Below are 21,388 nucleotides of genomic sequence, written 5' to 3' on the forward strand. Positions count from 1 at the left end.
ACCCTTGAGCCTCCTCGTCATGGCCGCAACGGCGCTCCTCGCCGTCGCATACGTCCTCGCCCGCACCCTCATCGCCGCCCCGTACCCCGCCACACGCCACGTCCCCCAATCCGAACCCCGCATGCGGTTTCGCCGCCGGTACGAGGGGGCCCCGGTGGAGGACGTACCGCCACAGGTGACGCCGCCCGCGCGCCGCGTCGTCTGATCTCGTTCGCGGCCGCGACGGTTAAGGTAAACCAACTCTAAACATTGAACGGGCACGCGCCTTGCACAACGCTTTGGCAAGATGCGGAGCGCGTTGGGCCGGGGCGTGGGGAGCCGCGGCCAATGGCAGAGTGCGGTAAAAATGGCGGAAATCACCCAATTCGCCCCGGGCAACAAGGTCGGGCCGGCGCGGAACATCCCTCTCATTTTGGGCCGGGCGCTGGCGCTGGTCTGGCCGGTGGCCGACGCTCTGGTGGTCGTGGTGCTCGCGGTCCTCGCCGGCGTCGCTTACCACCTGGCCGCCTATGACGGCCCCGGCTCCGTCGTCGACTATGCCAAGGTCGGCGCGGCGGTCGCACTGTTCCGCTGGATCTTGCAGCATCCCGTCTCGACCATATCGGCGCGGCCGAAGGGCTCGCTGCGCTATCAGTTCTATCTGTGGAACGCGGCTTTCCTCTGCCTGCTCGCCTTCGGCTTTCTCGGCAAGATCTCCGGCACCTACTCGCGCGGAACCGTACTGCTGTTCTACCTCTCCGGCCTGCCGCTCCTGGTCCTGTGGCAGGAGGTGTGGAAGCGCTTCGTGCGCCAGGGCCTCCACACCGGCAAGCTCGCCGTGCGCCATGGGCTCCTGTTAGGGACGCTCGCCAAAGTCGACGAATTCCGCCGGAAGTATCGTCCCGGCCAGTCCGGCATGATCGTCAGTGACACGGTGATACTCCCCGAGGAGGGGCTCGATGACTCGCCGCATGGGTCCGCGGTGCTCAATGAGGCGCTCGGCCGCGCCATCGACTTGGTGCGACGATCGCATCTCGACGACGTGGTCGTCTTGCTGCCGTGGTCGGCGACGCACGCGGTCAACGCCTGCGCCGACCGATTGATGACGATTCCCGTCTCCGTGCAGCTAGGCCCCGAGGCGATCTTCGACCGGTTCAGCCACGTCCATTTGTCGCGGCTCGGACCGGCGACCATGCTCAATCTGATCCGCCCGCCGCTTACGCGCATCGAAATCCTGTCGAAGAGGCTGTTTGACTTCTGCGCATCGCTCGCTTTGCTCATCGCGGTGTCGCCGCTCCTTCTCGTCGTCGCCCTTTTGATCAAGCTCGACTCGCCGGGACCGGTGTTCTTCCGTCAGTGGCGGCACGGCTTTAATCAGCGGCCGTTCAGGATCCTCAAGTTCCGTACCATGACCGTGGCCGAGGACGGCGACGTGGTCACGCAGGCGGTCAAGAACGACCCGCGCGTGACGCGGATCGGCCGGTTCTTGCGGCGTTGGAACATCGATGAGCTGCCGCAGCTCTTGAACGTTGTGACAGGCGACATGTCGCTGGTCGGCCCGCGGCCCCACGCGCTGACCCACGACCGCGACTATGAGCGACGCATCGCGTTCTATGCCCGCCGTCACAATATCAAGCCGGGCATTACCGGCTGGGCGCAGGTGAATGGGCTGCGCGGCATCACCGACACGGACGAAAAGATGCAGGCGAGAGTCGAGCACGATCTCTACTACATAGACAACTGGTCGATCCCGCTCGATCTCTACATCCTCGCGCTTACGGCGCTGTCGCCGAAGTCGTTCCGCAACGCGCATTGACGAGCGCCGGCAATTTCGAGGGAGACATCGTCATGGGACCCGGCACCGCACCGAGCATCTATATCGACGGTAGTTATCTCGCCCGCACGGGGTCTTGGCACGAGGAGGATTCGCCGTGGAAGGCATATCACGTCAAGACGATGCTGGAGCGCAACGGCCTGGAGCCCAAGACGATCTGCGAGGTCGGCTGCGGCGCGGGCGAAATCCTCAATTGGCTGTCGCGGGCGCTTCCTGGCGACGAGCGCTTCTATGGGTACGAGGTCTCACCTCAGGCATATGAACTCTGCCGGGCCCGTGCGCATGAGCGACTGAGTTTCCGCCTCGGTGATCTGCTGGCGGGGGACGGGCCACCATACGACGTGCTCATGGCCATCGACGTGTTTGAGCACGTCGAGGACTATCTCGGTTTCCTCAGGCGGCTCCGACTCAAGGCGCGCTACAAGATCTTCCACATCCCGCTTGATCTGTCTGTGCAGTCAGTGCTCCGCGCGGCGCCGATCCTCAAGCTAAGGCGGGAAGTGGGCCACCTCCATTATTTCACTAAGGAAACCGCGCTCAAGACGCTGGAAGACGCCGGCTATGAGGTGCTCGATTACTTCTATACGGCGACGGCGGTTGAGCTTCCCGGCCGAGGCTGGAAGGCCAATCTCATGAAGCTGCCGCGGAACTTTGTGTTTGCCCTGAGCCCCGACTGGGCCGCTCGGTTGCTCGGCGGCTATTCGCTGATGGTCCTGGCCAAATAGGTCGGGTTCCTACTAAGCTATTACTTAGCGCCGTGATAGCGCCGGTAGCGGTCCTTCACCGCCTGTGGCACGAGAGAGATCCCCAGTCTCCCGAGGCCGCGTTTCACCGTGGCCTTCGCCAGGTTCTGTACTGCGCGTATGCGGCCGCGCCAGCTCGGTGCGCCGACCAGATCGAACAGGGGACTGGGCTCGACGCCGAAGCCTGACTTGTATGGGTAGTCGCCGATCGAGAAGTCGAAATGCCGGCAGCCGCGCGCGTGCAGCATGTGCATGGTGCGCTCGATGATGAGACGTCCGGGACCGACCTTCATCCAATCGCCGCCGGCATGCGACAGACGAACCATCGTGAAGCTCGATCCGTCAGTGACGCCGAGGAGAGCTGCGATGACTTCGCCGCCGGCGATCAAAGCCGTCAGGATGACGCTGCCGTCCTTGATGCCCTCGGCCATCAGCCGCGCGTAGAAGGCCTGGTAGGCAGTCTCGTCGAGCACGTAGCGGCTGCCCATCTGGTCAAGTCTGGAGCGCTGCTGCTCGTTCATGACGTGGAGCACGTCGAGCGCCTCATCCACGGTCTCAATCCGGCAGAATGAGGCATCGTTCTCCTTCTCGAACAGCCGCAAGGAGCGGCCCAGCTCTTTGCGGAACTTCTTGGAAAGGGCGCAGAGATACGCGTCCCAATCTCCGGGCGTGGATATGGAGAATCCCGGACTGTGCGAGGGATGCACGCCAGGCAGGAGAGCCAGCGGGTTTGGTCGCCCGCGCACAGAGGCCGGCATCTTCTCGAGTTGGATGAGATCGGCGGCCGGCAGAGATGTCATGACGGCTTTCCACATAGCGCCCGCTCCAGCTGGAGACATCGGCGCGGCCGGCCCAAGAACTGGCGCGTTGTAGTCGGTGACGCCAAGATCGGCGAAGCTGATCACCTCGAGGGCGTCCGTCCGGCGCAAAATGAGCGGCAAGGTGACGACCGCGCGGCCGGTGCCGCGCTCTGAGACGAACACGAAGAGCGGCTCTACCTGCTGCGCGACGCCTACGGTCGCGTGCCAGGCGGAGAGCCACCCCGGGGCCTGGAACGGTGTGGCGTCGCCTTCGCCGCACACCGCATCGAGCCGCGCGCGGGCGGCAAACGCGTCGCGAACGATGTCCACGTCGTAGTCCATGGGCGTAGCGGCCGCCCGCACTGCGGCCGGCGCCGGAGCGACGTCGCCGAAGGTCTCGCTTCGCAGCATGGGTTACCCGCTAGCCGGCGTTCGGGACGGTGTCGATCAGCGCGCCGGGGTGCGTAGGATCAAGGCGGAAGGTGATCGGCCGCGCCGCCTTGCGCCGCTTTTCGAGGAGCCCGGCCCGCTTCACGCCGGCCTGAAGGGCCGCCTTGAACCAGAATCCGGGTCCGCTGATGGCATTGCTCTTCGGGGTGATGCCGAACTTGGAACGCAGCACGGCGTTGCCGGAGTTCACCATCACGTTTCGCCGGATCGGCTCGGTCCAATATTCGGTGGTCAGCGACACGTTGAGGCAGTCGTGGTTGTCGACCCGGTGCGGGGAGTTAAGCGGCCAATGCATCATCTCACCGGGCTCGAGGTCGGCGACAACGGCGTAGTCGTCGTACCATGGCGCGTACTCCATGTTGACCTCGATACCGGAGAGAATGATCCCTTCGATCTTCTCCGGGGTCAGGAACGGAGCAACCGGCGGATAAACATAGACCCGCTTCTTCCCGCGGACTTGCCACAGCGACTGACCGGGCAGGTCGGCGTGGTAATAGACCTGCGCGTTCGGCGAGGAGATCAGAATGCCCGCATTGCGGCCGATTACCGGCGGCATCCCTGAGCGGTCGCGGAACTCGTCGATGATCTGATCGAGCAATTCGGCATAGCGCCTATCGGCGTTGTGGACGCCACGGAGGTTGAGCCACATGCGGCCGGCGGCGATCGCCTCGATGACTTGCTTGCCCGATAGGCCGCTGATGTCGCCTTCACGCCACACCCGCTTGCCGTTCCGTTCACCGACATGGACGATGCTGTAACTCGACCGGGGATAGGTCTCGATCAGCTTCGCCAGCGTCTCATCGGAGAACAGCGGCGACTCGTGCAACCGATGCTGAAGCCGGATCGGCTGATTCCCCCACAGGCTCCTATACCTCGCGTCCCACGACGTGAAAATCGCTTCGCTCATGTAACCCTACCTCTTTTCCTTACACATCCCTGGGCAGTGCGCCCCTAGCGGTTGCTCTCATCGCCCGCCATGGTGAGCACGGCGGCGCAGCGTTTGCCGTTGGCCATCTGCAACAGCTCGGACGCAGCTGACGCCGCGGTTTCCTGCGACGTCGCGTTGGCCCGCGAGAGAAACAGTATCGCCTGCGAGGCACCGATCAACGCGGCGCCATTGCGCTCCATACGCAGCAGGCCCGCGTCGATGAGCGTCAGGTCGTAGTCCGCCGTCACCCGGGTAAGTTCATCGGCAAGCGCGTTGCGATTGGCCCAGCCGGCGAGCGGTAGGTGGTCGGCCGTCAGCGACAAGAATGAAAGGCCGAGCCGCTGGTCGCTGATAATCCGATCGCTCAAGCTGGGACCGGGATCGCCTTCACCGAGCACCTTGGTCAGGGCTGGATCGGCCGCATTGGCGTCGATCAGGAGCGTGCGCATGCCGGAGGACGCGGCGGCGACCCCGAGGCTGAGCGCGAGCGCGCTCTTACCTTCCCCAGATACCGAGGAAGTGAGGAGCACGACGCGCGGCTGGCCGCCGGTGTCGAAGTCGACGAGGCAGGAAAGCAGACGCAGCACGGCGGCGCGGAACGGTGAGCGCGTGCCGCCTTCGAGTATCTCCAGCACCATGTCGTAGAACGTCGCGCGCTTCGCTCGCCGCCCGAGAAGCTCGCTAACGAGACCGCGCTCGGCATGCAACACCGGGATAGAGGCAAGCGACTTGAGGCCGGTCGAAGCGCGCAGTTCCGCGCCATTGCGAATGCGGCGGTCGAGATGCTCGGCTGCGACTGCCAGGGATCCGCCTAGGCCGCAACCGAAGACAAGGGCGAGCGCGAGAATCAGCTTCTTCTTCGGCCAGCTCGGCCGGTCGGGGATCGCGGCCGGTGAGATGATGCGCGCATCCGGCGTATATATCCGCTCAGCCTCGTTCATCTCCTTCACGCGGGCCAGGAAGCTCTCGTAAACGGTACGCGTGGTTTCGGCCTCCCGCTCAAGCTCGCGCAGCTTGATGCGGGCGCTGTCATTGATGTCGGCATCGTGCCGGGAGGCCGCGAGCGCGGCTTCTGCAGTGGCGAGTCGGCGCTTCGCCATCTCGTGCTCAAGGTCGATGGCCTTGGAGATGCGCTCTACCTCGGCAAGGATCAGCGCGCGCAGGCGCTCCACCTCGGAGCGAGCTTGCTGGAGCTGCGGGTGAGAGGGCAACAGGCTTGCGCCGAGAATCGCCTCGCGGCGCGCGGCGATGGCGTATTGCTCGCGCAGGCGCGAGACGGTGTCGGAGGCAATGGCCTCACCGATCATCTCGGGCTCGACTCCCTCCTTCAGCAGAAGCTGAACCTGCCGGTACTTGGCTTCGGCCTGGGCGACTTCACCTTTCACCGCCGTCACCTGCTCGTTGAGTACCTTGAGCTGGCGCGTGTCGATAAGCACGCCCTCGGCCTCTTGTAGATTGTGCTCGGCGCGGAACCGCTGGACCTGGTCCTCCGCCTTGTGCAGCCGGTCGCGCAGGGCGGCAAGCTGGCCGTCCATCAGCGCGCTTACGCGTTGGGTAGTTTCGACCTTATCCTCCGATTGATCGTCCAAATAGGACTGCGCGATGGCCTGGGCGATGCCCGCGGCCTTGACCGGATCGATCGTGGTGACAGAGATATCTATGACATAGGTTTGGTCGTCGCGCTCGACCTCGACGTGCTTGGTCAGCGCGAGCAGTGCGCCGTCTTCGGGACTGTCCGGGGCGGCCGACGAGGGACTGCTGAAGACGCCGAGGAGACGCGAAAGGAAGCTCGGCTCCTGCGCGCCGAATTCCGGGTCGGTGGCGAGGTGCAACTCCTGCACCACGGGGCGCAGCACGGCATCGGAGGTGATCACCTTCACCTGGCTATCCACCAGCGCGAAGTTGTCGCCGAGCGTCGTGCCGAGGCCAGAGGGGACGACTTCGGTGCCAACCGTGTTCTTCTTGCGCGGATCGACGAGCACCTTGGCCGAGGCGGTGTAAGTCGGCGTCGTCAAGAACGCATAGGCGGCGGCAAGCGACACGACGACCGCGGCTGTAACGGCGATGAGCATCATCCTGCGGCGCAGGATGCGGATGAGGCCGGCCAGGTCGAGGAACTGGTCGTCCGGCCGCGCCGGCCCGAGAGGTGCGAAGCTCCGCTCGACCAAGGCGCCCGCGCCGCCCGGCGTTATCCTTGCTCGCGCGTCCTGAACCATCGTTAACGCCCTCTCCTTGCGCGGCGCTAAGCCGCTGGCTGCACTCGGTTTGCAAAGCACATGCCATGCCCGGCAAGTTCGGGCAGTGACCTTTTTGGGATGGCACAGGACTTGCCAGTTCCGGCCGGACTCAAGAGCGGACGGGAAGATCAAAATGAGAATCAGCGTATTTGGGTTGGGCTATGTGGGCGCGGTCTCGGCCGCCTGTTTCGCCCGCAACGGCCACGAGATCGTCGGCGTCGATACCAATGCCTCGAAAGTGCAGAGTTTCAACGCCGGGCGGGCCCCTGTGGTGGAGCCCGGGCTCGACGATCTCATGGCCGAGGGCGTCGGCAAAGGCCGCATTCGCGCCACGTCGAGCGTTAACGAAGCCGTTAACCAAAGCGACGTCTCGATCGTCTGCGTCGGGACGCCGAGCCGTCCCAATGGCAGCCTCAATCTCGATGCGGTGCAGGCGGTCTCGTCCCAAATTGGCACAAGCCTAAAGGCTAAGGATTCCAGCCATCTCGTCGTGCTCCGCTCCACGGTGCTGCCAGGCACGGTGCGCAACATCGTGCTGCCGGCGCTGGAGCGCTCGTCGGGCAAACGCGCCGGCGAGAATTTCTCCGTCGTGCATAACCCCGAGTTCCTGCGCGAGAGCAGCGCCATCAAGGATTTCGACAATCCGCCGGTGACGGTCATCGGTGCGAGGGAGAAGGCGGCGGGGGAGCATGCGGCCGAACTCTACAGAGGAGTCGATGCGCCGCTCGTGATCACCTCGATCGAGACGAGCGAGATGGTCAAGTACACGGCCAATGTGTGGCACGCACTGAAGGTCTGCTTCGGCAACGAGATCGGCAATGTTTGCAAGGCCATCGGCATCGACGGCCACGAGGTCATGGACATCTTCTGCCGCGACACCAAACTCAACATCTCGCCGGCCTATCTCAAGCCCGGCTTCGCCTTTGGCGGCTCATGTCTGCCCAAGGATACGCGGGCCATCGCTCATCTCGCCAAGAGCCTCGATCTCGACATTCCAGTGATCTCCTCGATTCTGCCGAGCAACGCGGTGCAGATCGAGCGCGCAGCCAAGCGCATTATGGCGCTCGGGCGCCGCCGGGTCGCCGTGCTAGGCTTCAGCTTCAAGGCAGGCACGGACGATCTGCGCGAAAGCCCGCAGATCGAACTGATCGAGAGGCTGATCGGCAAGGGCTACGACCTTCGCCTCTACGACCGCAGCGTCAACCTCGCCGCTCTCACCGGCGCCAACCGCGACTATATCCGCCACGCCATCCCGCACATCAACTCACTGATGGTCGAAAGCCTCGAGGAGGCCGTGGCCCATGGCGAGGTGGTGGTCATCGGCAACAACGCGGCGGAGTTCACCGACGTGCCGTCCCGGCTCGGCAAAGATCAGATCCTCATCGACCTCGTCCGCATCAGCGGCACCGGCAAACTGGGCGACCGCTATGACGGCATCAATTGGTAGAGCGCTGGCGCGGGGAAAGAGGCCGCGCCGCGTCCTGATGATCGTAGAAAACCTGTCGGTACCGTTCGACCGGCGGGTGTGGTCGCAGGCACGCACCTTGCAGCGCGCGGGCTACGAGGTCTCGGTGATCTGCCCCAAAGGCAAGGGGGCGGAAGCGGCCTACGAGGTCCTCGAGGGCATCCACGTCCGCCGCCACGCTCTGCCGATCGAGGCGAAGGGCGCGCTCGCTTATCCCCTCGAGTACGTCTCCGCGTTGCTGTTCGAGCTGTGGCTCGCATGGCGTATCTTCCTCACCCGCGGCTTCGACGTGATCCACGCCTGCAATCCGCCGGACACGATCTTCCTCATCGGTGGGTTGTTCAAGTTCTTGGCCGGAACGCGGTTCGTGTTCGACCACCACGACATCAATCCCGAGCTCTATGAAGCGAAGTTCGGGCGGCGCGATTTCTTCTGGCGCTTGCTCGTGTGGCTCGAGCGCATGACGTTCAAGACCGCCGACGTCTCCATCGCCACCAACGGCTCGTACCGGCGCATCGCCATCGAGCGGGGCGGTATGGCGCCCGGCAATGTGTTCGTGGTGAGGTCGGGGCCCGACCTTGCGCGCATGGAGATCCTGCCGCCAAGGCCTGAGCTGCGGCAGGGGCGGACCTATCTCGTCGGCTACGTGGGAGTGATCGGCCAGCAGGAGGGCATCGACCTCTTGCTGCATGCGGTCCGGTCAATCGTACGCGATCACAACCGCCACGACATTCATTTCGGCATCGTCGGCGGCGGGCCGGCTCTGCGCGACATGCAGGCGCTGGCGATGCGCCTCGACGTCGCCGACTACGTCACGTTTACCGGCCGCGTTCCCGATCACGCGTTTTTGGAAATGCTCAACACGGCCGACGTCTGCGTCAACCCCGACCGGGTGAATGTCATGAACGACAAGTCGACCATGAACAAAATCATGGAGTACATGGCCTTGGGCAAGCCGATCGTGCAGTTCGAGCTGTCCGAGGGCCGCGTCTCCGCCGGCGAAGCCTCGCTCTATGCGCGGCCGAACGATCCCAGGGACATGGCGGAGAAGATTGTCACGTTGATCGACGATTCAGCGCGCCGCCAGGCGATGGGCACCTACGGGCGCGAACGCGTGCTCGACGCGTTGTCCTGGGAGCACGAGGCGCCGAAGCTGCTCGCCGCCTACGACGCGGTATTCGATTCACCCGGCGCGGTGCCCGCGCCTAAGCCAAGGCACGCCGAATGAGCGCGGTGGTAAAACAGCCCAGCCTCCACGCGCCGGCGAGACTCGACCAGCTTGCCTGGTACTACCACCGTTTCCGCGCCATGGACGGGCCGGAAGTGGCCCATCGTCTCGGCGAGGCGGTGAAGCGCCGGCTGTCGCGGTTCGTTCGCTCGGGCTGGAGCGCGTTCGACATGGGCGACGGGGCGGTCCCGTCGCTGCCGCCACGCCCTGGCGCGTTGGACGAGATTGCGCCGCGCCTCATGGATCAGTGGCGCGAGGCGGCGGAAGCTGCCCGGCGCGGCGACGTCTCGCTGCTTGGACAGACTTGGCCGGCGGAGCGCGGCGCGGCGCGCTGGCACCGCGATCCTGTCACGGGCGGCAGCTGGCCTGCCCGTACCTATTGCTTCGACGTTTCCTACCGGCGCGAGCGGAAGCTCGGCGACGTTAAGTATGTGTGGGAGCTAAATCGCTTGCAGTTCCTGCAGCCGGTCGCGGCGCTTGCGGCGTATGAACGCGACGATGCGCTCGCCGCGTTCTGCTTCGACGAGATCGAGAGCTGGATCGACGTCAACCCGCCGTTTCGCGGTATCAACTGGGCTTCCGGCATCGAACTCGCTCTGCGTATCGTGTCATTGCTCGTGATCGTGGGCTTGATCGGCGCCGAGCGCGCTTCGCCGGAGCAACGCCGCAAGGTCAGAGCCTGTCTCGCCGCCCACGCCTATTGGCTGGCGCGCTATCCCTCGCGTCACTCCTCGGCCAACAATCACCTGATTGCCGAAGCCGGCGCCTTGTTCCTGCTCGGCACGCTATGGCCTGAACTCGGCTTCTCGCGCCGCGCAGCGGAAGCGCGCGACGTGCTGATCGCGGAAACCGGCCGGCAGTTCCACGACGACGGCGTCGGCGCCGAACAGTCGCCGACCTACGCGGCGTTCACGCTCGAGTGGTATCTGCTGTGCGCCGCGGTGGCCACCAATGCCGGCACGCCCTTCCCAAGCAGCGTCACGAGACGGCTCGGCGACGCCGGCCAGCTCCTGCGCTGGATCACTGACGAGGGCGGCAATGTCCCACGCATTGGCGACGACGACGAAGGCCGGGTGCTAGCCGATGGACCGGTCGCGGACGGGACCTATGTCGCCTCGGTGCTCGCATGCACTTCGGCGCAATTGGGCCGGCCGAATCTCGCGCCGCCGCGCGTCAGCCCGTCTCTGCGCAACCTCTATTTCGGGTTGCCGTCGCCGTGCCAGTCCGGTCCGAAGGGCGCAAGGACGTTCACGAACGGCGGCTATTCCGTGCTCCGCCGCCGTATCTCCGGACGCAAGGCGATGATGGTGATGGACCACGGTCCGCTCGGTCATCTCACCATCGCTGCGCACGGCCACGCCGACGCGCTTGCGCTGTGGCTGCATCTCGGCGACCAGCCGGTGCTGGTGGACGCAGGGACCTATCTCTACCACTCGGGCGGCGCGTGGCGCGATCGCCTCCGCGGCACAGGCTTGCACAACACACTCTGCCTCGACGGACAAGATTCAAGCCGCATCGCCGGACCCTTCAACTGGAGCCGAAAGGCGACGTGCGAGCGCCTCGCGTGGACCAACACCAAGGCCGAGACCTCGGTTTGCGCACGCCATGACGGCTATATTCTGTCCCATGGGGTCTGGCATGAGCGGCGGCTTACGGTCCATGCGCACGGTTTCACCGTCCACGACGCCCTAATCCAAGGTGAGGCGTCGGCGACAGTCGGCCGGCGTTCGGTGGAGATCTCCTTCCTGGTTCATCCCGACCTCGACGTCGTAACCGAAGGCGACACGGCGACCATTGCGCGCGACGGCGAGACTCTGCTCCGTGTCACCGGGAAGGGCGCGTTCGCACTCACGCTTGTCAGAGGATCGTGCGAGCCGGCGCGGGGCTGGTATTCGGATCACTTCGGCTCGCTCAAACCTGCGCCGCAGCTCGTATTTCAACCGAAGGTCGCGGGCGAGCGGCAGTTCGAGATCACGTTCGAGATCATAGCGCCGCCGGCGCCGTCAAAGCGCGCGCGCGACGAGATCGTCGAATCTCCTCATGCGCGCGCCGAACTTGTCACGGCCCACGCAAGCATGGCGCCCCATGACTAGCCTCGACGCCGCTTATGCCTATGCCGATATTCCTGCAAGCGGGCTGGGCGAAAGCGCCCAGCGCGTGCTGATGGCGCTGATGTGGCTTGTGCTGCTGCAGATGCTCCTCCTGCCTAGCCCGTTGCTCACGCTGTTGACCGGCTATGCGGAGCCCGGCGGCGGCGTGCCGCTGTTCAAGATCCACTTCTATACCTACACGCTGGCGCTTGCCTTTGCATTCGTCGTGGCCGGCGCCGGTCTGGTGCGATTCATGTCGCAGCAGATCGCTGAGCGGCCGGGAGTCATCCAGTTCGCCGCGGTGGTTTGCTTCTGCGCGGTGATCACCCTGTCGCGCCAAGGTATGGGCGGTGTAGCCTATATGGCGGACACGCTGTTAGCCGCGCCGCTCGCCGTGATGCTCGCCATGTCTCTCGATGAGGAACGCCGGCGGCGGCTTACCGCGTTCATCATCTATTTCGTCACTTTCAACGCTATAATCGGCATCGTCGAGCGCATCGCCGGCCTGAACCTTCTCTTTGTCGACCTCAATGACGCGTTGCATTTCCGCGCCACGGCGCTGCTCGGACACCCGTTGGAGAACGCCTTCGTCACGTCGTCGATGATGTTCGTCGCGGTCGCCATGCCGTGGCCGGCATGGAGGAAGTTCCTCGTGCTGTCGATCTGCATGGCGGGCATCCTCGCCTTCGGAGCGCGGAGCAGCTTTGCCGTGACCATATTGCTTGGTATCACCGCCACTGTGTTCTTCGGGACACGGGCGCTTCTGCGCGGCGACATGCGGTTTTCCACGCTCGTGGCCGCGCCGTGGATCGCACTGGTAGCGTTCGTGGCGGGAACGGCGCTTACCCTCGGCACGGTGCTCGGCGAGCGCATCGTCAAGCTCGCCAAGTTCGACCAGAGCGCGCAGGCGCGTGTCGATACCTTCAAGGTGTTCGACTATCTCGGTCCGAACGAGCTGCTGTACGGGGTCGACTTCGCAGAGCTGAACTTCATGCTCGACATCAACAACGACGTGAAGATCATCGAGAACTGCTGGATCGCCATTCTGTTGTTGCTCGGTGCCGTGCTGTTCGTACTCTTCGCGGTGTCCCTGCTCGGCTTCTTGCGGTCGATCGCGCGCGGACGCGGCGCAGTCGCCGGCTTCGCCGTGCTCAGCTTCCTGATCGTGGCGAGCACAAGCAACTCGCTCAGCACCAAGTCGCCGTCGCTCGCTCTCTTCGCCGTGGCGATGGTCGGCATTCCCCTGGTGGCGCGCCGGCGGGATGCGCCGAATGACGGACGGGCGGTACGATACACGCCGCCGCTGCGCGATGGGGCGTGGTCGTGAGCGCAGCCTCCAAAACCGGTCAGCTCGGGCGGAACGCCGCGGTTTATGGCGGGGCGCTGCTCTTGCCGCGCCTTGCCGCCTTCGTGGCCCTCATCGTGTTCTCGCGGCTGTTGACGCCGGCGGAATATGGCTACTTTGCCCTGTTCGTGATCTCGGCCGAGCTCATGAACATGGTGCTATTCAACTGGATCAGGCTTGCCTTCCTGCGGCTCTACGCCGAGCACGAGACGCAGAAACAGTTGCCCCTCCTGCGTCGAACCTGCCTCGCAATGACCGGGCTCGCCATGATCCTGTCGCTGCCGGTCGCGCTCGCCATGGCGCTACTGGCCGCGCCGGACCGCTGGCTCGTGTTCTTCGCGCTGCTCCTCAGCATGAACTTCGCCAACGGCATCGTGCGCCTGCGGCTTTCCGAGCTCCAGGCGGAGCACCGCTCGTCCCGCTATTTCGCCATCGAAGTTTCGCGCGCCGTGTTGTCGCTCGCTTTGAGCCTTGCCCTTGTGGGGGTGACGGGCCCGCATTTCGAGGCGCTCGCCATCGGCTTCGCCGCGGCCAATGTGGGGGTGGCGCTGGTATGCCTCGCGTCATTCGCGCGCGACCTGATGCAACTTGGGCTCGACCGCACCCTCGTCAGGTCGATCGTCTCCTACGCGGGGCCCATCATCCCTATCACCGCGCTCGAATCGCTGATCCCACTCACCGAGCGCTACGTCATCCAGTTCGTGGCCGGGCCTGCGGCAGTCGGCGTCTACGCTGCCGCGCAGAACCTGGTGCAGCAGCCGATCAATATGCTGGCCGCCGCCGTGGCACTCGCCGCCTTTCCCATCATCATGCGTTCGGCGGAGGTCGACGGCCATGGTGGCGCGCAGGCGCGCATGCGGGAAGTGGGCAGCCTGCTTCTCGCGCTCGGCGTGCCCGCGGTCGCCGGCATCATCATGCTTCGCAGCGAGATCGCCACGGTAATCCTCGGCGAGGAGTTCCGCGCCGACGCTATTGCACTCATGCCCTGGGTGGCGATAACGGCGATCCTGGTCAATCTCAAGTTCCACTATTTCGACATGGCATTTCACGTGACGCGGCGTCTCATGGTCCAGGTGGCGACTTTGCTGCCCGCGACACTGCTCACCGCACCGTTGATCTACCTGTTCCTGCAGATCTGGGGTCTTCCCGGCGCGGCGGCCGGCGCGTGCATCGCATTTGCCGCGTCGCTCGCCGCGAGCTGGATCGCCGGCCGGCGCCTGCTCACCATTCCGCACGCGTTTGGCGAGATGGCGCGCATTCTGGCGGCGACCGGCGTGATGATCGCCGTGATTTGGGGGATCGGGCCGTTGCCGGGCCTGCTCGGCTTGATCGCGCTGATCGTGGCTGGAGGGACTGCATATGTCCTCACGGCGGTGGCGCTGAACACGCTCAACATGCGCGCGGCACTCACAAGCCACATGGGCCGCCTGTCGGGCCGCCTGGTCGGTGCATCATGAGCCGCCGCCAGGACATGAAGGCCGAGCTGGCGGGACACGGCCCTGGGGGGCTGCCGCGGGTCGCCTTCTACATCCATTCCATGTATGGCGGCGGTGCCGAGCGCGTGTCGGCGCTGGTCGTCTCCGGCTTCGCCGGCCGTGGCTATCCCGTCGACCTCGTGCTCAACCGCGCCGAAGGCCCGCATATGGCGTTCGTTACGCCCGAGGTGCGGGTGGTGCCCCTCGATTGCAGCACGGCCGGCGCGAGCCTGCGCCTCCTGCGCTATCTGCAGGAGGCCAAGCCCGGCGCACTGATCTCGGCCCTCCAGCACAACAATCTCAACGCGGCAATCGCCGCGCGCCTCACCGGCACGCCGTTCGCCGCCACGGTGCACGGCATCATGTCGGTGCATCGCCGCAATTTGCGGACCTCCGGCGTGATCGGCACGGTGGCGCAGGCGGCGGCGCCGCTCCTCTACCGTATGGCCGACGCTGTGGGCGTCGTGTCCGAAGCGGTCGCGCGCGACATCGGCTATTCGGTCAAGCGGCCCGACAAGTTCCATGTGGTGCACAACCCCGTGGACGTCGACCACTTCTCGGCCGTTCCCCGGCCGGGCGACGAAGCTGCGGCACGGCTCCCCACGGAGGACGGCAGCCCTGTGGTGCTCGGCGTGGGCCGCTTCGACAGGGCAAAGAGGTTCGACCTCCTGATCAAGGCGGTGGCGGCCATGCAGGCCACGCAGCCGGCGATACTCGTATTGCTCGGCGACGGACCAGAGCGCGGCCGGCTCGAGCGCCTCGCGCGCGATCTCGGCATGGCTCTCCAGGTCCACATGCCTGGTTTCGTCGCCGATCCCGCGCCTTGGTATCGGCGCGCTTCGGTGCATGCGATGGCCTCCGAATGCGAGGGCTTCGGCAACACCATCATTGAATCGCTGGCGACCGGCACGCCGGTCGTCATGGTGCGCTGCCTTGGCGCTCCGGAAGACCTGCTCGGCCACGGGCGCTACGGAACCATTGCCGAGGCGGATGCGAACGCCATGGCACAAGCGCTCATCGAGGCGATCGGCCGATCGTGCGATCCCGCGCCGCTCATCGCGCGCGCGCAAGTTTTCTCTCTGGATGTCTGCCTCGACCGCTACGAGGCCATGCTGGATACGATGTTACGCGCGAGGGCCGCGCTCAGGCTGTGACCGTGCGATAGGTCTCGATCAGCTCCGGCAGGACCGCGTCGCTGCTGAAATGCTGCGCTACGCGACTGCGCGCGGCCTCCGACAACGACCTCCAGGCCGAACCGGTCCCGATAGCGGCGATGGCGGCGGCATAATCCTCGCCGCTCGCGTCCATCGGCAGCACGCGGCCGCACTCGCCGACGACGCTGCGATTGAATCCGTTGCCGGAGCAGATGGGCACAAGCCCTTCGGCCATGGCCTCGGTCAGCGCGTTGGAATGACCCTCGCCATCATGTGTCGTGGGGAAGATAAAGAAATGCGCGGCAGCGAGCTTCGGACGAATGACATCCGCGGGAAGCGCGCCATGCCATTTCACGGGGAGGTCCAAGGTACGATGCGCGAGCGTGTGCAAGTAGCTCTCGTCGCCCTCGCCAATCACGTCGAGATGCGCCGGCATGCCCATGTCCTGCAAGGCTCGCAGCGCACGAAGTGCCGTCTCGATGCCCTTCTCCGGTACGACGCGGCCGAGGAAAGCGATTCTGATCGGCGTGTCGTGTCGCGCGCTAACGGGCTGTGGGGCATGGGTCTTCACGTAGTTGGGAAGGTAGAGGATCGGCTTATCCCGTCGGGCCTCGACGAAGGGCAGGTCCTCCTTCCCCTCGACGGCGAGCATGTCGGCGCGGCGCAACAACGCCTCGGCCAACGTCCGATAGAGGGAGGAGCGCTTGCGATAGTGCCGGATGAAGCTTCCGGCGCGAATGTCGAACACCACGCGCTTGCCGAGGCTCCAGGCGATGAGACACAGCGCCGTCTCGGCGTAGAGGAAGTGCCGGTAGAGCGGTGTCAGGTGAAGGATGTCGAAGCGGCGGCGTTGCTGCACCAGCTCGGCGAGGATGACGGCGAAACGGCGGGCGTAGGCGAAGCCTTTGCCGAACTGGGTACCAAGGGCCACGGGATATGGGAATTCGAGCACGTCGAGGCCGCGCAACCTGAGATCGTCGATCAGGCGGCGGTTGGCGGATTCGTAGCCGCCGCGGGCCGGCTGCCCTGGTTGAGCGATCGGCCCGCAATAGGCGACCCGTGTCGGACTCCCTTTGCTTCTCATCGACGTCCCAACCTCGTCCCGGCGCCACGTTGGCCTCTGACATGCAATGGATGCGCCACGGCCGCGCCGGCACTCGAGCAGCGTTAACGCGCCGTTTACCCTGTTTGCCCGTCCCGCCGCGGGACGATCACGCGCCCAGTCCATGGCCCGGAATCTGCATCTTTCCCGCCGAATTCTCGGAGGATGTGGTGAGCGTTCTCGACATTGCCCGCGGCGCCTATGTGCGGAGCCCCAAAGTGCTGCGCGACGCGGTGAGTCCCGCTTTGGCGCTGCTTCCTGTCTCGTTGAAATACGGCCGCGCCTACCAGGCTTGGCGGGAGGCGATCGCGGTCTCCCGCATCGATCCGGCCTTTACACAGGAGCGGCGGCTCGGCGCGCTGCGCAGCTTGCTTACCAAGGCGCGTGCTGGCAGCCCCTTCTGGCGCGAGCGTATCGAGCATGCCTTCGGACCGCGCTGCGATTTGATGCGGGCCACGTTCGACGATCTGTGGGCGCTACCCGTTCTCACCAAAGACGATCTACGGGAAGCCAGCGAAGCCGCCCTGGCGCAGCCGCCCGCCACCTTGGATCGCGCGTCGACTTCGGGCTCGTCAGGCCAGCCGCTGCTGTTCTGGCTCGACAAGGACCGTAGCCCCCGCGAGTTCGCCTTCCTCAACGATGTATGGTCGCGCACCGGCTATCGCGAGGGCGATGCGCGGTGTGTCCTGCGCGGTCTGCTCCTCGCCGATATCGACCGGCGTCCGTTCGAGTGGGAGGCGGGGCTCAAAGAGTTGCGCTGCTCGCCGTTCGCCATGACCGATGCGCGCATGGACCTCTATCTCGACATGATCGAGCGGCGCGGCATCGCCTATCTGCACGGCTACCCGTCGTCCATCGAAATTATGTGCCGGCATATGTGGAGGAGGGAGTGGCAGCCCAAGCGGCCGATCCGCGGCGTGTTTCCCATTTCGGAGCCTCTCTATGCTCACCAGCGCGACGTCATTCGCGCGGCGCTGCCGCACGCCGCCATCGCGCCGTTCTACGGCCTGAGCGAGCATGTGCTGTTCGCCTCGGAATCGCATGGCGAGGAGGACGTCTACGCGTTCGAGCCACTCTACGGTTATGCCGAACTGATCGACGAGGGCGGCGCACCGGTGGTGCGGCCTGGCCACAGGGGCCGAATCGTCGGCACCGGCTTTATCTCGACCGGCATGCCGTTCATTCGCTACGAGACCGGCGACACGGCGGAGCTCGTTGAGCTTCCGAGCGAGGCGAATGCCTGGCGCTTGCGCGTGGGGGCGATCGTGCCGAGGCGGCAGCCCGAGTTCCTCATCGGTGCTGAAGGGAACCGCATCGTCACGCCGACCATCGTGCCGGTGCATCCGGACAAGTTCTTCGGCGTGTCGGAGTTCCAGTTCTATCAGGACACGCCGGGCCGCGCTGTCCTCAAGGTGGTGCCTGCCGCAGGTTGCGGCGAAGCGGAAGCACGGCTCTTTATCGACGAAATTCAGAGCCGGGTCGGCGCGGGCGTTCGCTTCGATCTTGCGCTCGTGAACGAGCTCGCCGGTCACGCTCGCGGCAAGCGCCCGTTCATCGACCAGCGGCTCGACCTTGCACAATTCGGAGGGGCCGCGTGACCATGTCCTTTATCAACACGATTGCATCCCTCGATCGCCGGAAGCTGGCTTGGTGGCTTATCATCCCACTCGTTCTTCTCGGCCTCATCGCCACGTTGACGACGGGCGCGTCGACAAATGTGTGTGCGAGCGAACAGCCGCTCAAACTCGAGCGCGGGGTCAGCATCCACGCCTGGCTCAACTGGGCGCCGCTGACGGAGGCGGGAGACTACCGCTGGCCGCCTTATCACGACCTTGGTGAGTGGGGGAGCGCGGGGGACTTCGAGCGCATCAAGGCCATGGGCTTCGACTTTGTTCGTCTATCGGTCGATCCAGGTCCGCTGCTGTCGAGCGATGGCAAACGGCGGGACGAGGCGGTCACCCGGCTCGAAGAGAGCGTGCGTGCTGTCAGCAAAGTGGGCCTCAAGGTGGTCCTCGACCTCCACCCGGTCGGCCAGGTGAAGGCTTGGTCGGCCGAATCGATCGAGGGGCCCGCCGATGCGCCGATGTCCGCGCGCTACCGTTCCGTCGTCGCGTCGGTGGCGAAGATGCTCGCGCGTGTCGGTACCGACAAGACCGCGCTCGAGCTGATGAACGAGCCGCAGTTCTACCCTTGCGAAGGCACCGGCGGCGAGGAGTGGGAATCCGTGCTGATCGGGCTCGTGCGTGCGGTGCGCGAGGCGGCTCCCGGCTTGACTCTCGTCGTGTCCGGGGCGTGCGGCGGCAACATCACGGGCCTCACCGAGCTCGATCCGGCGCGGCTCGATGACGACCGTCTGATCTACAGCTTCCACTTCTACGAGCCGCACAGCTTCACCCATCAGGGCGTAGGCGAGGCGCGCGACGTCAAGGGCGTGCCCTGGCCGGCGGACGATGCGGCAACCGACTTGGCAATGATCTTCTCTAAGCTCGTGCTGAGCCAGTACGACCTTACTGCGGCCGAGCATTCGGCAAGGCTCGCGAAGGTGCGCCGGCACCTCGCCATCTACATGGAGGAAGGCTGGAGCGAGGCGCAGATCAAGTCGCGCTTCGCCGAGGTGCGGGCCTGGGCCAAGCAGAACGGCATACCCACGAGCCGGCTCCTGCTCGGAGAGTTCAGCGCACTTGCGCCAAACGCCGAGCGGAGCGGCGGTGCACTCGATGCCGACCGGTTCCGCTGGCTCGACGCGGTGCGGCGCGAGGCGGACGCGCTCGGCGTGGGGTGGGCCTACTGGGAATATACCGACGCCGATTCCGTCGCCATGGAGGCCATCGGCATGTCGCAGCGGGCCGCGCTGCCGGTGGGCGACTAGTCTCACATGCGACGCCAAAGGACAAAACGATGAGCGCGGCCGCAGACCATATCGACTCTTCTTGGTGCGTTGCCGGCCGGGAGCAGCGAGTCCCGTGGCAGCTGGTCGCCCCGTTCGCGGCTCTGCATCTCCTGATGTTCGGCTACGACCTTTCGCATCCGGACCGCTTTCTCAACGCCGACCGGGCGACGGAGCGCATGCACGTCATCAAGGGTCTTGGCGAGACTTGGCAATCGGGCGGCGGCATCCCCGCCTATCTCACCAAACACGGCATCGTCGGCGACTGGCTGCCGCAGGCGCTGCTCTACCTGACCGGCGGCCAGTATCTGGTCATCGCCGTGCAGGTGCTGCTCGTCCTGCTGTCGATCGTGTGGGTGCGTGACATCGGTCTCAGGCTCGGTCTCGGCTCTCCCCGTGCGAGCGCTGCCGCCGCCCTCTATGGCATCCTTCCCCACAGCCTCGTATTTCCGCACCAGCTCGCCTCCGAAGCCATCTCCGTGCCCTTGGTGATCTTGAGTTTCGCGGTGTGCGTGCGTGCTATGTTGTCGGCGGCGCAAGGCCGTGGCGGGCTTGCCATGGGGCTGGCGACCTTGGTGAGGCCGGTCACCATGGCTTGGCCGGTGATCTACGCGATCTTCGCTCCGATCGGCTCGCGCGCCCGCATAGCCTATCTCATCGCGGCGCTCGCGCCTTTGGTCCTGTGGATGGGCCTCATGTATGCCGAGACCGGCGTATTCTCGATGGGTCAGTCGGGGCACGACCTTAGCCATAATCTCTATGGGCGGGCGATGCGCATGACGGCCTCCATGCCTGCCGTTGAGCGCGAGGCGCTCGAAGTGTCCGCCGAGGGTCGTATGAGCCTCAGTGAATATGCGCGATTCGTCATCGACCATCCCGGGGCGGCGGCTGCACACAGCGCGCGCGATCTTGCCGCTATCGGCCTCAAGTCGGGCGTGGAGCGCATCGTGCTCGATTATCTCGATCTATTTCCCCAGAGCCGAGCCACGCTTCAGGATCCCGAAGCGGGATGGCGCGCCAAGGTCGAGCAGGAGGGGGCGATAGGGGCGCTTGCCGACATCTTTCGCCAGAACCCGGGTCTCATGACGATCTCCATTGGGGGAAGCTTGCTCTTTGCCGGCTTTATGATTTGCTCCGCGCTTGGTGCTCTCGTCTGGCTGCGGGAGAAGGCGCCACGCGACACCTACCGGTTCCGGCTTCTGCTCATCGGCTTTGCCCTCTACATCGCGGCGATGGCGCAGGCGGTCGATGCAGTGCAGTCGCGGCAGCGGGCGCCCGCGGAGTTCGCGCTCTGCCTCATGGCAGTGGCGGCCCTGCCGCTGTTCCGGCGGAGGCGGCGAGCCGCCCAGCCCGACGTCTAGCGCGCTGCCCTGAACGTATATTGCTTGTGTCCCAGGTAGTTCACTACGGCGCCGGCGGCGATGCCGATGGCGTGCGCCGCCGGATCGGCCATGACCGGGGCGTCGAACGCCGCGAGCAGGAGATTTCGTAGAGGAATCGCCACGCCAATGGTGGTGATCGCGCCGGCGAGATTCACCAGCAGAAAGTCCCTGATCTGAAGGAGAACTGACCGCCGCTCGAAACCGGCGAAGGCCCAGGCCCTGAAGATCACGAAGCCGTAGGCCATGCCGATCGCCTGGGAGATCACGATCGACGTCCAATAAGGCATGA

The 21,388-nt window shown here is 65.3% G+C and carries 17 protein-coding genes; 12 read left to right on the forward strand and 5 right to left on the reverse strand.

Annotated elements, in window-relative coordinates; all coding sequences use genetic code 11:
• From ACRECX_RS13880 to ACRECX_RS13890, 3 genes are all read left to right on the forward strand, one after another.
• The coding region (locus tag ACRECX_RS13880; protein ID WP_431559437.1) for a hypothetical protein at window positions 1-205 on the forward strand (205 nt) is incomplete at its 5' end.
• A gap of 141 nt (window positions 206-346) precedes the next feature.
• Window positions 347-1,795, forward strand: a complete 1,449-nt coding sequence (locus ACRECX_RS13885; RefSeq protein WP_431559438.1) for an exopolysaccharide biosynthesis polyprenyl glycosylphosphotransferase — start codon at window positions 347-349, stop codon at window positions 1,793-1,795.
• A gap of 32 nt (window positions 1,796-1,827) precedes the next feature.
• Complete coding sequence (locus ACRECX_RS13890; protein ID WP_431559439.1) at window positions 1,828-2,538, forward strand: class I SAM-dependent methyltransferase; 711 nt, start codon at window positions 1,828-1,830, stop codon at window positions 2,536-2,538.
• A 20-nt stretch (window positions 2,539-2,558) separates the two neighbouring features.
• Here ACRECX_RS13890 and ACRECX_RS13895 read toward each other — a convergent pair whose 3' ends face one another.
• Genes ACRECX_RS13895 through ACRECX_RS13905 form a run of 3 tightly spaced genes read right to left on the reverse strand, consistent with a single transcriptional unit; the run spans window position 2,559 to window position 6,950 of the window.
• The gene (locus ACRECX_RS13895; protein ID WP_431559440.1) at window positions 2,559-3,767 is read right to left on the reverse strand and encodes a GNAT family N-acetyltransferase; all 1,209 of its coding nucleotides are present in this window, start codon (window positions 3,765-3,767) and stop codon (window positions 2,559-2,561) included.
• Window positions 3,768-3,777: 10 nt separating this feature from the next.
• The gene (locus ACRECX_RS13900) at window positions 3,778-4,713 is read right to left on the reverse strand and encodes a cupin-like domain-containing protein (RefSeq protein WP_431559441.1); all 936 of its coding nucleotides are present in this window, start codon (window positions 4,711-4,713) and stop codon (window positions 3,778-3,780) included.
• A 44-nt stretch (window positions 4,714-4,757) separates the two neighbouring features.
• A complete protein-coding gene (locus tag ACRECX_RS13905) occupies window positions 4,758-6,950 on the reverse strand; it encodes a GumC family protein (protein WP_431559442.1) in 2,193 nt (730 codons plus the stop codon).
• Window positions 6,951-7,104: 154 nt separating this feature from the next.
• Here ACRECX_RS13905 and ACRECX_RS13910 point away from each other — a divergent pair, with 154 nt between their 5' ends.
• From ACRECX_RS13910 to ACRECX_RS13935, 6 genes are read left to right on the forward strand one after another with little or no spacing between them, the layout of a single operon-like run.
• Window positions 7,105-8,418, forward strand: coding sequence for a nucleotide sugar dehydrogenase (locus ACRECX_RS13910; protein WP_431559443.1), 1,314 nt, complete (start codon window positions 7,105-7,107; stop codon window positions 8,416-8,418).
• Window positions 8,419-8,455: 37 nt separating this feature from the next.
• Entirely contained in the window at window positions 8,456-9,664 is a 1,209-nt protein-coding gene (locus ACRECX_RS13915) for a glycosyltransferase family 4 protein (protein ID WP_431559444.1), read from the forward strand.
• On the forward strand, window positions 9,661-11,757 hold the full coding sequence (locus ACRECX_RS13920; protein ID WP_431559445.1) for a heparinase II/III domain-containing protein: 2,097 nt from the start codon (window positions 9,661-9,663) through the stop codon (window positions 11,755-11,757). The genes ACRECX_RS13915 and ACRECX_RS13920 overlap by 4 nt, the downstream gene beginning before the upstream one ends.
• Entirely contained in the window at window positions 11,750-13,081 is a 1,332-nt protein-coding gene (locus ACRECX_RS13925) for a VpsF family polysaccharide biosynthesis protein (protein WP_431559446.1), read from the forward strand. The genes ACRECX_RS13920 and ACRECX_RS13925 overlap by 8 nt, the downstream gene beginning before the upstream one ends.
• Window positions 13,078-14,556: a lipopolysaccharide biosynthesis protein gene (locus tag ACRECX_RS13930; RefSeq protein ID WP_431559447.1), complete on the forward strand. Its 1,479-nt coding sequence runs from the start codon at window positions 13,078-13,080 to the stop codon at window positions 14,554-14,556. Before ACRECX_RS13925 ends, ACRECX_RS13930 begins: the two co-directional genes overlap by 4 nt.
• Complete coding sequence (locus ACRECX_RS13935; protein WP_431559448.1) at window positions 14,553-15,728, forward strand: glycosyltransferase; 1,176 nt, start codon at window positions 14,553-14,555, stop codon at window positions 15,726-15,728. Before ACRECX_RS13930 ends, ACRECX_RS13935 begins: the two co-directional genes overlap by 4 nt.
• Here the strand turns inward: ACRECX_RS13935 and ACRECX_RS13940 are convergent.
• Window positions 15,718-16,812, reverse strand: coding sequence for a glycosyltransferase family 4 protein (locus ACRECX_RS13940; RefSeq protein WP_431559449.1), 1,095 nt, complete (start codon window positions 16,810-16,812; stop codon window positions 15,718-15,720). The two genes, ACRECX_RS13935 and ACRECX_RS13940, sit on opposite strands and share 11 nt — an antisense overlap.
• A gap of 188 nt (window positions 16,813-17,000) precedes the next feature.
• Here ACRECX_RS13940 and ACRECX_RS13945 point away from each other — a divergent pair, with 188 nt between their 5' ends.
• From ACRECX_RS13945 to ACRECX_RS13955, 3 genes are read left to right on the forward strand one after another with little or no spacing between them, the layout of a single operon-like run.
• Complete coding sequence (locus ACRECX_RS13945; protein ID WP_431559450.1) at window positions 17,001-18,428, forward strand: hypothetical protein; 1,428 nt, start codon at window positions 17,001-17,003, stop codon at window positions 18,426-18,428.
• 2 nt (window positions 18,429-18,430) lie between these two features.
• A complete protein-coding gene (locus ACRECX_RS13950; RefSeq protein ID WP_431559491.1) occupies window positions 18,431-19,699 on the forward strand; it encodes a glycoside hydrolase family 5 protein in 1,269 nt (422 codons plus the stop codon).
• 29 nt (window positions 19,700-19,728) lie between these two features.
• Complete coding sequence (locus ACRECX_RS13955) at window positions 19,729-21,078, forward strand: hypothetical protein (RefSeq protein ID WP_431559451.1); 1,350 nt, start codon at window positions 19,729-19,731, stop codon at window positions 21,076-21,078.
• Here ACRECX_RS13955 and ACRECX_RS13960 read toward each other — a convergent pair.
• The gene (locus ACRECX_RS13960; protein ID WP_431559452.1) at window positions 21,075-21,386 is read right to left on the reverse strand and encodes a GtrA family protein; all 312 of its coding nucleotides are present in this window, start codon (window positions 21,384-21,386) and stop codon (window positions 21,075-21,077) included. The two genes, ACRECX_RS13955 and ACRECX_RS13960, sit on opposite strands and share 4 nt — an antisense overlap.
• Window positions 21,387-21,388: the final 2 nt, after the last annotated feature.

The sequence above is a fragment of the Methyloceanibacter sp. genome (genome assembly GCF_050726195.1).
In the GTDB taxonomy this organism is placed as follows: Bacteria; Pseudomonadota; Alphaproteobacteria; order Rhizobiales; family Methyloligellaceae; genus Methyloceanibacter.